This window comes from Tistrella arctica (genome assembly GCF_039630945.1).
Classification (GTDB): domain Bacteria; phylum Pseudomonadota; class Alphaproteobacteria; order Tistrellales; family Tistrellaceae; genus Tistrella; species Tistrella bauzanensis.
Map to the genome: position 1 here is coordinate 44,707 of NZ_JBBKTV010000011.1, position 13,698 is coordinate 58,404.

The 13,698-nt window shown below is 68.0% G+C and carries 11 protein-coding genes; all 11 read left to right on the forward strand.

The features are described 5' to 3' along the window. Window positions 1-82 precede the first annotated feature (82 nt). Window positions 83-1,252, forward strand: coding sequence for an isovaleryl-CoA dehydrogenase (locus WG924_RS22450; protein WP_345935282.1), 1,170 nt, complete (start codon window positions 83-85; stop codon window positions 1,250-1,252). 46 nt (window positions 1,253-1,298) lie between these two features. Continuing rightward, window positions 1,299-2,492, forward strand: a complete 1,194-nt coding sequence (locus tag WG924_RS22455; RefSeq protein ID WP_345935283.1) for an acetyl-CoA C-acetyltransferase — start codon at window positions 1,299-1,301, stop codon at window positions 2,490-2,492. A 247-nt stretch (window positions 2,493-2,739) separates the two neighbouring features. Next, window positions 2,740-3,873, forward strand: a complete 1,134-nt coding sequence (locus WG924_RS22460; protein WP_345935284.1) for an acyl-CoA dehydrogenase family protein — start codon at window positions 2,740-2,742, stop codon at window positions 3,871-3,873. Between the two features lie 113 nt (window positions 3,874-3,986). Further along, a complete protein-coding gene (locus WG924_RS22465) occupies window positions 3,987-4,604 on the forward strand; it encodes a 2-hydroxychromene-2-carboxylate isomerase (protein ID WP_345935285.1) in 618 nt (205 codons plus the stop codon). 81 nt (window positions 4,605-4,685) lie between these two features. Beyond that, window positions 4,686-6,293: a carboxyl transferase domain-containing protein gene (locus WG924_RS22470; protein ID WP_345935286.1), complete on the forward strand. Its 1,608-nt coding sequence runs from the start codon at window positions 4,686-4,688 to the stop codon at window positions 6,291-6,293. Window positions 6,294-6,348: 55 nt separating this feature from the next. Next, entirely contained in the window at window positions 6,349-7,146 is a 798-nt protein-coding gene (locus WG924_RS22475; RefSeq protein WP_345935287.1) for an enoyl-CoA hydratase/isomerase family protein, read from the forward strand. 86 nt (window positions 7,147-7,232) lie between these two features. Then, entirely contained in the window at window positions 7,233-9,245 is a 2,013-nt protein-coding gene (locus WG924_RS22480; protein WP_345935288.1) for an acetyl/propionyl/methylcrotonyl-CoA carboxylase subunit alpha, read from the forward strand. Between the two features lie 42 nt (window positions 9,246-9,287). Next, complete coding sequence (locus tag WG924_RS22485; protein ID WP_345935290.1) at window positions 9,288-10,199, forward strand: hydroxymethylglutaryl-CoA lyase; 912 nt, start codon at window positions 9,288-9,290, stop codon at window positions 10,197-10,199. 29 nt (window positions 10,200-10,228) lie between these two features. Then, on the forward strand, window positions 10,229-11,617 hold the full coding sequence (locus WG924_RS22490) for an SLC13 family permease (RefSeq protein WP_345935291.1): 1,389 nt from the start codon (window positions 10,229-10,231) through the stop codon (window positions 11,615-11,617). 128 nt (window positions 11,618-11,745) lie between these two features. Continuing rightward, complete coding sequence (locus WG924_RS22495; RefSeq protein ID WP_345935292.1) at window positions 11,746-12,315, forward strand: MarR family winged helix-turn-helix transcriptional regulator; 570 nt, start codon at window positions 11,746-11,748, stop codon at window positions 12,313-12,315. Window positions 12,316-12,586: 271 nt separating this feature from the next. Beyond that, on the forward strand, window positions 12,587-13,666 hold the full coding sequence (locus WG924_RS22500) for a Glu/Leu/Phe/Val family dehydrogenase (RefSeq protein ID WP_345935294.1): 1,080 nt from the start codon (window positions 12,587-12,589) through the stop codon (window positions 13,664-13,666). Window positions 13,667-13,698 lie beyond the last annotated feature (32 nt).

Here is a 13,698-nt window from a genome sequence, read left to right on the forward strand (position 1 = left end):
CTGAAAGCCGACTGGCCCCCCGGCGCCTGCCGCGCGCCGGCTGAACCGGTGTCGGGCCAGACCAAACTTGGGAGAAGACACGATGCTGTCGAATTACCCGACGCTGAATTTCGACCTGGGCGAAACCGCCGATATGCTGCGCCAGACGGTGGTGAGCTTCACCGCGCAGGAGATCGCGCCGCGCGCGGCCGATATCGACCGCGAGAACGATTTTCCGGCCGATCTGTGGGAGAAGATGGGCGATATCGGCGTGCTGGGCATGACGGTGTCGGAAGATTACGGCGGAACCGGCCTCGGCTATCTGGAACATGTCGTGGCGATGGAAGAGATCAGCCGCGGCTCGGCCTCGGTGGGCCTGTCCTATGGCGCGCACAGCAATCTGTGCGTCAACCAGATCCACCGCAACGGCACCCAGGAACAGAAGCTGCACTATCTGCCCAAGCTGTGCAGCGGCGAGCATGTCGGCGCGCTCGCGATGAGCGAGCCGGGTGCGGGTTCCGACGTGGTGTCGATGCGCCTGAAGGCCGAGAAGAAGGGCGACCGCTATGTCCTGAACGGCTCCAAGATGTGGATCACCAACGGCCCCGATGCCGATACCCTGGTGGTCTATGCCAAGACCGATATGGAGGCCGGCCCGCGCGGCATCACCGCCTTCATCATCGAGAAGGGCATGAAGGGCTTCTCGGTGGCGCAGAAGCTCGACAAGCTGGGCATGCGCGGATCGAACACCGGCGAGCTGGTGTTCGAGGATTGCGAGGTGCCTGAGGAAAACGTGCTGGGTGGCCTCAACAAGGGCGTCCACGTGCTGATGAGCGGGCTCGATTACGAGCGCGCGGTGCTCTCGGCCGGCCCGCTCGGCATCATGCAGGCCTGCATGGATGCGGTGCTGCCCTATATCCACGAACGCAAGCAGTTCGGTCGCCCGATCGGCGAGTTCCAGCTCATGCAGGGCAAGATGGCCGACATGTATGTGACGCTGAGCGCCACCCGCGCCTATGTCTATGCGGTGGCCAAAGCCTGCGACCGTGGTGAGACCACCCGCAAGGATGCCGCCGGCGCGATCCTCTATGCGGCCGAAAAGGCGACCTGGATGGCGCTTGAGGCCATTCAGACGCTGGGCGGGAATGGTTATATCAACGATTATCCGACGGGGCGCCTGCTGCGCGACGCCAAGCTCTATGAGATCGGCGCCGGCACGTCCGAGATCCGCCGCATGCTGATCGGCCGGGAGCTGTTCGGCGAGACGGCGTGACCGACAGGCCGCCCGCCGACAGTTTGTTCCAGGAGAGATCAGAGCCATGACCACCGCATCCGATCCGATCGTCATCACCGGTGCCGCCCGCACGCCCATGGGCGGCTTTCAGGGCGACTTCAAGGATCTGACCGCATCCGAACTGGGTGCCGCCGCGATCCGTGCGGCACTGGAGCGTGCCGGCGTGCCGGCCGCCGATGTCGAGGAAGTCGTGATGGGCTGCGTGCTGCCGGCGGGCCAGGGCCAGGCCCCGGCGCGCCAGGCCTCGATCGGCGCCGGGCTGCCGCTCGATGCCGGCTGCACCACCGTCAACAAGATGTGCGGCTCGGGCATGAAGGCGGCGATGTTCGCCCATGACCAGCTTCTCGCCGGTTCCAACAGCGTGATGGTGGCCGGCGGCATGGAGAGCATGACCAACGCGCCCTATCTGCTCGACAAGGCGCGCGGCGGCTATCGCATGGGCCATGGCCGGGTGATGGACCACATGTTCCTCGACGGCCTGGAAGACGCCTATGACAAGGGCCGGCTGATGGGCACCTTCGCCGAGGAAACGGCGAAGCATTATCAGTTCACCCGCGAGGCTCAGGACGATTTCGCGATCACCTCGCTGAAGCGTGCCCAGGCGGCCGACCAGGATGGCAGCGCCGCCGCCGAGATCGTGGCGGTGACGGTGAAGACCCGCGGCGGCAGCGTCGAGATCGGCATCGACGAGCAGCCGCGCAAGGCCAATCTGGACAAGATCCCGACCCTGCGCCCGGCCTTCGCCAAGGACGGCACGGTGACCGCGGCCAATTCGTCGTCGATTTCCGATGGCGCTGCGGCCCTGGTGCTGATGCGCGCCTCGGAAGCGGAACGCCGCGGGCTGACGCCGCTGGCGAAGATCGTGGGCCATTCGACCCACGCCCAGGAACCGGCCTGGTTCACCACGGCACCGATCGGCGCGCTGAACAAGCTGTTCGCCAAGACCGGCTGGACCGCGAAGGATGTCGACCTCTACGAGATCAACGAGGCCTTCGCCGTGGTCACCATGGCGGCGATGAAGGAACTCGACCTCGATCACGAACGGGTGAACATCTATGGCGGCGCCTGCGCGCTGGGCCACCCGATCGGCGCCTCGGGCGCGCGCATTCTGGTGACTCTGCTGAACGGCCTGAAGCGCAACGGCATGAAGCGCGGCATCGCCAGCCTGTGCATCGGCGGCGGCGAGGCGACGGCCCTTGGCGTCGAACTGATGAACTGATCCTGGCCGGCGCGTCCCCGCGCGCCACCAGACCCGACGACGGTGGCCGGCCCCTTCCACCCCCTCAAGGGTGCCGGCCGCCGTTGGTGCCGCCGCCGCACGCGCCAGGTCCGTCCCCCGGTCCTCAAGCCATGCGGTGGCGGTGCCGTCCCCCCGCGCGGTCAGCCGCTCGCGGGCGATGTTGTCAGACGATCCTGGTCCGTCCCGGCAGTGCCGGGGCGCGACCGACAGTGCCGGAGCCGGACCGATGATCCTGACCGAAGAGCAGCAGATGACCCGCGACATGGCGCGGGCTTTTGCCGAAGGCGAGTTGAAGCCCTATGCGGCCGACTGGAGCCGCGAGCACACCTTCCCGCGGGAGGCGCTGGGCAAGATGGGCGCGCTCGGCCTGCTGGGCATGATCGTGCCCGAGGAATGGGGCGGCGCCGGCACCGACAATGTGTCCTATGCGCTGGCCATCGAAGAAATCGCCGCCGGCGACGGCGCGGTTTCCACCATCATGAGCGTGCATACCTCGGTCGGTTGCATGCCGATCCTGAAATTCGGCACGGATGACCAGAAGCAGCGCTTTCTGCCGGCGATGGCCCGTGGCGAGAAGATCGGCGCCTTCTGCCTGACCGAGCCGCAGGCCGGATCGGATGCGAGCGCGCTGAAGACCCGGGCGTCTTATGAAAACGGCATGTGGACGCTGAACGGCACCAAGCAGTTCATCACCTCGGGCGCCAATGCCGATGTGGCGATCGTGTTCGCGGTCACCGATCCGGCCGCGGGCAAAAAGGGTATCTCGGCCTTCATCGTCCCCACCGACACCCCCGGCTACAAGGTCGGCCGGGTGGAGGAGAAGCTGGGCCAGCATGCCTCCGACACCTGCCAGATCATCTTCGACGACCTGAAACTGACCCCCGATCTGATGCTGGGCCAGCCGGGCGAGGGTTATAAGATCGCGCTGTCGAACCTGGAAGGCGGACGCATCGGCATCGCCTCGCAGTCTGTCGGCATGGCGCGCGCGGCCCTGGACTATGCGGTGCAGTATGCGCTGGAGCGCGAGAGCTTCGGCGTGAAGATCTTCCAGCATCAGGCGGTGTCGTTCCGCCTGGCCGACATGGCGACCCAGGTCGAGGCGGCCCGGCTGATGGTGGTGCGGGCGGCGCAGATGCGCGATGCCGGCATGCCCTGCCTGAAGGAAGCATCGATGGCCAAGCTGTTCGCGTCGGAAATGGCCGAGAAGGTGTGCTCGGCGGCGATCCAGACCCTCGGCGGCTATGGCTATCTGGCCGAGTATCCGGTGGAGCGGATTTACCGCGACGTCCGGGTCTGCCAGATTTACGAGGGCACCAGCGACATTCAGCGTCTGGTGATCGCCCGGTCGCTGGCGGGCTGACGGGCGCATCCGACAAGACGCGCCGGCAGCACTGCCGGCCCATCCATCAGACCATCGAGGCGGAGACGGGCGGGCAAGACCCGTCCCGCCGGTGCGGAGGAAACGCCCAGATCATGGCCGAGCCGATCGACTTCTATTTCGACTTCACCTCGCCCTATGGTTACATCGCCGCCCATCAGATCGATCAGATCGGCGACCGCCACGGCCGCGCGGTGCGCTGGCATCCGTTTCTGCTGGGGGCGGTGTTCAAGCTGACCAACATGCAGCCGCCGATCGCCGATCCGATGAAGGGCCCGTATGCGCTGCGCGATTTCGCCCGCTCGGCGCGGCTGGCCGGGCTGCCCTTCCGGATGCCGGCGAGCTTTCCCTTCCATCCGGTGGCGGCCGCGCGCGGCTTCTACTGGGCCGACGCGGTCGATCCGGAGCGGGCCAAGCGGCTGGCGCTGGCGATCTATGCCCGGCTGTTCGCACAGGGCCCCGAGATCCACGATGCCGGCCCGACCACCCCAGAGATGGTGGCCGATCTGGCGGCGGATGTGGGCTTCGACCGCGATGCCTGCCTGGCCGGTATCGGCGCCGACGACACCAAGGCGCGGCTGCGGGCCGCCGGCGAGCAGGTGGTTGCGCGCGGCGTGTTCGGCAGCCCGTTCTTCCTGATCGACGGCGAACCCTTCTTCGGCGCCGACCGGCTGGGTCAGGTCGACCGCTGGCTTGAAACCGGCGGCTGGTGACAGACCGCCTGCCGGTGGCGGCCTTGGCCCGCCGCTCTCTTCTCCTTCTCCGCTCCTAGACGTCCGGGAACCTGCTTGGCCATGCGACAGATCAGAAGTGCGATCAACACCCGCTCAGACGAGTTCCGCGACAATGCCGCCCATATGCGCGCCCAGGTCGATGACCTGCGCGACAAGGTGGCCGCGATCGCCGAAGGCGGCGGCGAGGTCGCCCGCAAGCGCCATGTCTCGCGCGGCAAGCTTCTGCCCCGCGACCGGGTGCGGGCGCTGCTCGACCCGGGCTCGCCGTTTCTGGAGCTGTCGCAGTTCGCGGCCTTCGGCATGTATGGCGAGAACATCCCCGGCGCCGGCATCATCACCGGCATCGGCCGGGTGGCGGGCGTGGAATGCGTGATCGTCGCCAATGACGCGACGGTGAAGGGCGGCACCTATTATCCGGCGACGGTGAAGAAGCATCTGCGCGCCCAGGAAGTGGCGATGCAGAACCGGCTGCCCTGCATCTATCTGGTCGACAGCGGCGGCGCCAATCTGCCGCAGCAGGACGAGGTGTTCCCCGACCGCGACCATTTCGGCCGGATCTTCTTCAATCAGGCCAATATGTCGGCGATGGGCATTCCGCAGATCGCGGTGGTGATGGGGTCGTGCACCGCCGGCGGCGCCTATGTGCCGGCGATGTCGGACGAAACCATCATCGTGCGCAACCAGGGCACCATCTTCCTGGGCGGCCCGCCGCTGGTGAAGGCGGCGACCGGTGAAATCGTCACCGCCGAGGACCTGGGCGGCGCCGACGTGCATTCGCGGGTCTCGGGCGTCACCGACCATTACGCCCAGAACGATGCCCATGCCTTGCAGATCGCGCGGCGGATCGTCGGCAGCCTGAACTGGCGCAAGCCCGCCGCGCTGGCGCTGGCCGCCCCGCGCGACCCGGCCTATGACCCGTCGGAACTGGCCGGCATCATCCCGCGCGACCCGCGCCGGCCGTATGATGTGCGCGAGGTGATCGCGCGGGTGGTCGACGGCTCGGAATTCGACGAGTTCAAGGCGCTCTATGGCACGACGCTGGTCACCGGCTTTGCCCATCTCTATGGCTATCCGGTCGGCATTATCGCCAATAACGGCATCCTGTTCTCGGAATCGGCCCAGAAGGGCGCCCATTTCATCGAGCTGTGCGCCCAGCGGGGGATTCCGCTGATCTTCCTGCAGAACATCACCGGCTTCATGGTCGGGCGGAAATATGAAAGCGGCGGCATCGCCAAGGACGGCGCCAAGATGGTGACGGCGGTGGCGACGGCGCAGGTGCCGAAATTCACCATGCTGATCGGCGGCAGCTTCGGCGCCGGCAATTACGGCATGTGCGGCCGCGCCTACAGCCCGCGCTTCCTGTGGATGTGGCCCAATGCCCGCATCTCGGTGATGGGCGGCGAGCAGGCGGCCAGCGTGCTGGCGCAGGTGAAGCGCGATGCGATGGAGAAGCGCGGCGAAAGCTGGGCGGCCGACGACGAGGCCGCGTTCAAGGCGCCGATCCGCGACCAGTATGAAGTGCAGGGCCATCCCTATTATTCCTCGGCGCGGCTGTGGGATGACGGCATCGTCGATCCGGCCGATACCCGCCGGGTGCTGGGGCTGGGCCTGTCGGCATCGCTGAACGCGCCGATCGGGCCGACCCGCTTCGGCGTGTTCCGGATGTGATGCGCCGCCGTGCCGTCATCGTCTCTGTTCAGTGCTTTCTGAGGATGCCCGTGTGATGACCGAAACCTCCCCCGTTGCCGTGGTGGTTGCGACCGATGACCGGGGCGTCGCGCGCGTCACCATGGCGCGGCCAGACCTGCACAACGCCTTCGACGACAAGCTGATCGTGGAACTGACCCGGATCTTCCGGGGGCTCGATGCCGACCCGGCGGTGCGGGTGGTGGTGCTGGCGGCCGAGGGCAAGAGCTTTTCGGCCGGCGCCGACCTGAACTGGATGCGGCGCATGGCCGGATACAGCCGGGACGAGAACCTGACCGATGCCGGCGCGCTCGGCGCCATGGTCCGGGCGCTGAACGATCTGTCGAAGCCGACTTTGGCGCTGGTTCAGGGTGCTGCCTATGGCGGTGGCGTGGGGCTGGTGGCGGCCTGCGATATCGCGATCGCCACGCCGCGGGCCAAATTCGCGCTGACCGAGGTGAAGCTGGGCATCATCCCGGCGGTGATCAGCCCTTATGTGATCAATGCCATCGGCCTGCGCTGGGCCCGGCGGCTGTTTCTGACCGCCGAGGCGATCGATGCCGACCGCGCCGCCGAGATCGGCCTGATCCATGAAGTGGTGGCGGCCGAAGACCTGGAAGCGGCCGGCGAGCGGCTGGTGAAACTGCTGCTGGCCAATGGCCCGGAGGCGATGGCCGCGGCCAAGGATCTGGCCTTCGCCGTGGCCGGCCGGCCGGTGGATGACGCGCTGGTGGCCGACACCGCCGCCCGCATCGCCGACCGCCGGGCATCGGATGAGGGCCGCGAGGGCCTGGGCGCGTTCCTGGAAAAGCGCCCGCCATCCTGGCGCGGCTGATCCCGCCGCACCGCTATCCGCACTGTCCTGTTGCACAGGGGTGGCACGCCCACCACCACCTTCAGAAAAATCGGGGACCGTAACGCATGTTCGGCAAAGTCCTGATCGCCAATCGCGGCGAGATCGCCTGCCGCGTGATCCGCACCTGCCGCCGGCTCGGCATCGCCACGGTCGCGGTCTATTCCGAGGCCGACCGCGACGCGGCCCATGTCGAGATGGCCGACGAGGCCGTGCTGATCGGCCCGGCGCCGGCGCGCGAGAGCTATCTGAAGGCCGACCGGATCCTTGAGGCGGCGAAGGCCACCGGCGCCGAGGCGGTGCATCCCGGCTATGGCTTCCTGTCCGAGAATGACGGCTTCGCCGAGGCCTGCGCCGATGCCGGCATCGTGTTCATCGGCCCGCCCGCCGATGCGATCCGCGCCATGGGATCGAAGAGCGCCGCCAAGCGGATCATGGAGAAAGCCGGGGTGCCGCTGGTGCCCGGCTATCATGGCGAGGATCAGGACGAGGCGCTGCTGCTGGCGGAAGCCCGCCGCATCGGCTGGCCGGTGCTGATCAAGGCCACCGCCGGCGGCGGCGGCAAGGGCATGCGCGCGGTGATGTCGGAGGCGGAATTCGCGGGCGCGCTGGCCGGCGCCAAGCGCGAGGCGGCATCCAGCTTCGGCGACGACCGGGTGTTGATCGAGAAGTATCTGCTGACCCCGCGCCATATCGAGATCCAGGTCTTCGCCGATCAGAGCGGCGACGCCGTGTATCTGTTCGAACGCGACTGCTCGATCCAGCGTCGCCATCAGAAGGTGGTGGAAGAGGCGCCGGCGCCGGGCATGGCCCCTGAGACCCGTGCCGCCATGGGCGATGCGGCGGTGAAGGCGGCCCAGGCGATCGGCTATGTCGGCGCCGGCACCGTGGAATTCATCGTCGACGCCTCGGCCGAGGGCGCGGGCGCGTTCTATTTCATGGAGATGAACACCCGGCTTCAGGTCGAGCATCCGGTGACCGAGGCGATCACCGGCCAGGATCTGGTGGAATGGCAGTTGAAGGTGGCCGATGGCGAGCCCCTGCCGCTCGCTCAGGACCAGCTTGCCATCGACGGCCATGCCATCGAGGTGCGGCTGTATGCGGAAGACCCGGATGGCGACTTCCTGCCGGCGACCGGGCGCCTGGCGCATCTGGTGCCGCCGGAAGGCGAGGGTGTGCGGGTCGACAGCGGCGTGCGCGACGGCGACGAGGTGTCGATCCATTACGACCCGATGATCGCCAAGCTGATCGTTCATGCGCCCGATCGCGGCCAGGCGATCGTGAAGCTGCGCCATGCGCTGGCGGCTTATGAGGTGGCGGGGCTGAAGACCAATCTGGCGTTCCTGCGCCGGGTGGCGGCGCATCCGGCCTTCGCCGCGGCCGAGCTCGACACCCGCTTCATCGAGCGCCATCGCGCCGACCTGCTGCCCGGGCCGCAGCCGGTGTCGGACCGGGTGCTGATCACCGCGGCACTGCACCGGCTGCTGGTGCTGGGAACCGAGGTGACCCGCCGGGCCGCGGCGTCGACCGATCCGCACAGCCCCTGGGCCGCGGCCGATGGCTGGCGGATGAACGCCGTCAGCCATGTCGACGACCATTTCCGCGACGGCGAGCGTGAGATCGAGGTGCGGGTGCATTTCCGGGGCGGCGATTATGCCGTGGCGGTGGGTGACGGGCCGTCGCTGCCGGTGCGCGCCACCCTGGGCGATGGCGGACGGATGACGCTGGATGTCGACGGTCACCGCTTCACGGCACGGGTGGCCGGGATCGGCGCCAGGGTTCATGTCTGGGCCGCCGACGAGCATGCGATGGTGGAACGCTTCGACCCCTTCGCCTTCACCGGCGACGAGGCGGCCGGCGGCGGCCGGCTGGTGGCGCCGATGCCGGGCAAGGTGGTGCAGGTGCTGGTGGCCGCTGGCGATGTGGTGGAGAAGGGCACGCCGCTGATCGTGCTTGAAGCCATGAAGATGGAGCACACCATCGCGGCCCCGGTCGACGGCACGGTGGATGCGGTTCATTATGCCGCCGGTGATCTGGTCGAGGATGGCGCCGAACTGCTGGCCTTCAAGCCGACAGAGTGATCCGCGCGCGCCTTTGACCGAACAGTGAGGAGACAGACAACCATGGCCCTTCCGTCGGATGTCCGCATCGTCGAGGTCGGCGCACGCGACGGCCTTCAGAACGAGAAGGCCGTGGTGCCGACCGCCGTCAAGATCGCGCTGATCGAGCAACTGGCCGCGGCCGGCCTGCCGGCGGTGGAGGCCACCGCCTTCGTCAGCCCGAAATGGGTGCCGCAGATGGCGGATCATGCCGAGGTGATGGCCGGGCTGACCCGCCGCCCCGGCACCCGCTATCCCGTGCTGACCCCGAATATCAAGGGGCTGGAGGCGGCGCTGGCGGCCGGCGCCGACGAGGTGGCGGTGTTTGGTGCGGCGTCGGAAGCGTTCAGCAAGCGCAACATCAACTGCACCATCGCCGAAAGCCTCGACCGGTTCCAGCCGGTGGTGGATGCGGCGCGCGCCGCCGGCGCCGAGGTGCGCGGCTATGTGTCCTGCGTGCTGGGCTGCCCCTATGAGGGCGAGATCGCGCCCGCGAAGGTGGCCGAGGTCTCGAAGGCCCTGCTGGATATGGGCTGCTATGAGGTGTCGCTGGGCGACACGATCGGCGTCGGCACGGCCGGCCGGGTGCACAGGCTGATCGAGACCGTGTCGGCGGTGGTGCCGCGCGACCGGCTGGCGGTGCATTTCCACGACACCTATGGTCAGGCCCTGGCCAATATTCTGGCGGCGCTGGAAGAGGGCATCGCCGTGGTCGACAGTTCCGTGGCCGGCCTGGGCGGCTGCCCCTATGCCAAGGGTGCCACCGGCAATGTCGCGACCGAGGATGTGCTGTACATGCTGCACGGCATGGGGATCAACACCGGCGTCGATCTGGATGCGGTGCTGGAGGCGGGCTGGTTCATTTCCGACCAGCTTGGCCGGCCGCCGGTGGGCCGGGTGTCGCGGGCGATGCGCGCCCGGCGCGATGCCGCCTGACCGCCACCACCCATGACCCGACCCCATCGATGACCCGCCCGACCATAGGAACAGCCCTGCCGCCGATGATATCGGCGGCAGGGCTTCTGCTTGCGGTGACGGCACCGCTGTTTGCCGGCGATGCCGCCACCGCCGTGCAGGCCGGCGGGCTGGCGCTGGCGATGCTGGTGCTGGTGGCGACCGGTGCCACGCCCGAGGCCTATGCGGCGGTGCTGTTTTTCGCCGGCGCCGCCCTGCTTGGCACCGCGCCGCCCGACACGGTGTTCTCGGGCTTTCATTCCGGCGCCTTCTGGCTGGTGCTCTCGGGCCTGGTCTTCGGGGCGGCGGCGCGCCATGCGGGGCTGGCCGACCGGCTGGCGCGCGGGGCGGCCGGCGCCTTCGGGCGGTCCTATCCGGCCCTGATCGCAGGTCTGGTGGCGGCGGGCGTGGCGCTGGCGTTTCTGGTGCCGGCGGCGGTGGGGCGGGTGGCGCTGCTGGTGCCGATCGCCCTGGCGCTGGCCGATCGCGCCGGCTATCCGACCGGGCATCCCGGCCGCACCGGGCTGGTGCTGGCGGCGGCGCTGGGCACGTTCTTTCCGCCCTTCGGCATCCTGCCGGCCAATGTGCCGAACATGATCCTGACCGGTGCGGCAGACACCCTGTACGATCATCATTTCGGCTATGGCGACTGGCTGCTGCTGCATTTCCCGGTGCTGGGCATGGTGAAGGCGGCGCTGCTGGTGGGGTTGCTGGTGCGCCTGTTTCCGGCACCGCCGCCGGTTGCGGCCGATGCCATGGCGCAGACGGCACCGGCCGATCCACGCGCGCTGACCCGGCTGGCGGTGATCCTGGGCGCGACCCTGGCCCTGTGGGCGACCGACTGGCTGCATGGGTTGAAGCCGGCCTGGATCGGTCTGGCCGCGGCAGCCCTGATCCTGACCCCGCGCCTGCGTCTGGTGCCGGCGGATTTCATCCGCACCGGCCTGCCGGTCGGGACCCTGCTGTTCATCGCGGCCATGCTGTCGCTGGGCGCCGTCATCGCCGCCAGCGGCCTGGGCGATGCCATGGGGGCGGTGATGATCGCCATTGCCGGCTTCGAGCCTGGCGCCGATGCCGCCAATGTCTACAAGCTGGGGTTGATCTCGACCGTCGTCGGGTTGCTGGGGTCACTGCACGGCACCCCGGCGATCCTGGCCCCGCTTGCCGAGCGGATGGTGGCGGCAACCGGCCTGCCGCTTGATACCGTGCTGATGACCCAGGTGCTGGGCTTTTCCACAGCGCTTCTGCCCTATCAGTCGCCGCCTGTGATCGTGGCGCTGGGGCTGTCGGGCATCGGCCAGCGCGCGGCGGCGCGCGCCATGCTGGCGCTGGGGCTGATCACTCCGCTGTTGATCTGGCCGCTGGATCTGGTGTGGTGGACCCTGCTGGGCCGGATCTGACGGATGGTGGCCGCCGGCCGGATACCGCGCACAAGTTGCATATTCTGTTCTCTGCCGCTATCTCCGGAAACATTCCTCATGCTATCGTCATAACGTGAGACGGCATTGGCTTTGGAATGGATGAACCTATGGTGTCTATCGACGGAAAGCGGCTTCCGCCGGAGGCACGCCCGGCCGCAGAGGTTTATGAGCGGGCGGCAGCGGGCGACGACTTCGCCCTGACCGACAGCATCGGTTATCTGGTGCGCGACGCCCACCGGGTGTTCCTGCGCGCCATGCAGATGCGGGTTTCGGATACCGAAATCACCATGGGCATGTGGTTCTTTCTGCGCATTCTGTGGCAGGAAGAGGGGATCAGTCAGCGCGACCTGAGCCGGCGCATCCGCATGATGGAGCCGACCACGGTGACGGCGCTGCGCCTGATGGAACGGCGCGGCCTGGTCTATCGGGAGCGTGACACCAGCGACCGGCGGCGCAGCCTGGTCTATCTGACCGATCGGGGCCGGGCGCTGCGTGCGGAACTGCTGCCGCTTGCCGCTGAAACCAACCTGGTGGCCATCGCCGGCCTGAACAGCGGCGAGATTCTGAACCTGCGCCGGATGCTGACCGCCGTGATCGCCAATCTGGACCGCGACGTTGCCAGCCGCGGGGCCGACCCTGGATTGGTCGAGGACGACATCGCCGATCACGACCCCTGATCGTGGCCGCCGGACAGGCGGACCACGGCGGGCGGACCATCGATCAACCTGTCGCGTAATTTTATTACCGGCCGATGCGGTGTCTTTCGGACAGAAAATGCCCACGAAGTCAGGCTTCGTAAGATTCCCTCTATTTTAAACCGCGTCCCGCACAGTGATTGAATCGCAGGCGGTGCGGTGACAGATTATTTTTCAGCAGACCAAGATCAATCAGAAAAATCCGATGTATTGAATTCGGCCACAGTCAAATGGTGGCCGCAAGGGGGGAACCATGTCCGTTTTTTCTTCGACGGCCTTTGATGGTCATGAACAGGTTGTGTTCGGACATGATCCGGACACCGGCCTAAAAGCGGTCATTGCCATTCATTCAACCGTGCTTGGCCCCGGTGTCGGCGGCTGCCGGATGTGGGCCTATGGCGACGAGGCGGCGGCGGTGACCGATGCGCTGCGCCTGTCGCGGGGCATGACCTACAAGAACGCGATGGCCGGGCTGGCCTTCGGTGGCGCCAAGGCGGTGATCCTGGGCGATGCCCGCCGCGACAAGACGCCGGCGATGATGCGGGCCTTCGGCCGGGTGGTCGACCGGCTGGCCGGCCGCTATATCACCGCCGAGGATGTCGGCATCGGCACCGAGGATATGGCACAGGTCCGGCGCCAGACCACCCATGTTCTGGGCCTGGCCGACACCAGCGGCGATCCGTCGCCCTTCACCGCGCTCGGCGTGTTTCTGGGCATCAAGGCGGCGCTGGCCCATGGTGCCGGCGCATCATTGGGCGCAGATGACGGTCTTGCCGGTGTCACCGTGGCGGTGCAGGGGTTGGGTCATGTCGGCGCCGATCTGGCGCGCCGGCTGCACGAGGCCGGCGCCAAGCTGGTTGTGGCCGACATCCATCAGGATGCGGCGGCGCGGGTGGCGCGGCTGACCGGCGCGCGTATCGCCGACCCGGCCACCATCCATGCCGAGCCGGTGGACGTCTATGCCCCATGCGCGCTGGGCGGGGTGCTGAACGACCGCACCATCCCCGAGATCAGGGCCCGGATCGTCGCCGGCGCCGCCAACAACCAGCTTGCGGAACCGCGCCATGCCCGGGTGCTGGCCGATCGCGGCATTCTGTATGCGCCGGATTACGTGATCAATGCCGGTGGCGTGATCAACATCGCGGTCGAGCATGACGCGGCAGGCTATGATGCCGGCCGGGCCACCGCGCGCGTGCAGGGCATTTCCGAAACCATGGCGCGGATCTTCGCCGAGGCGGCGGCAAGCGGCCGCACCACCGCCGAGGTCGCCGACGCGATGGCCGAGGCCCGGATCGCCGCCCATGCCGCGTCGCGCGACGCCAGCGCCGCCTGACTGCCAGCCTGCTGCCCGACCACCAGCCATCC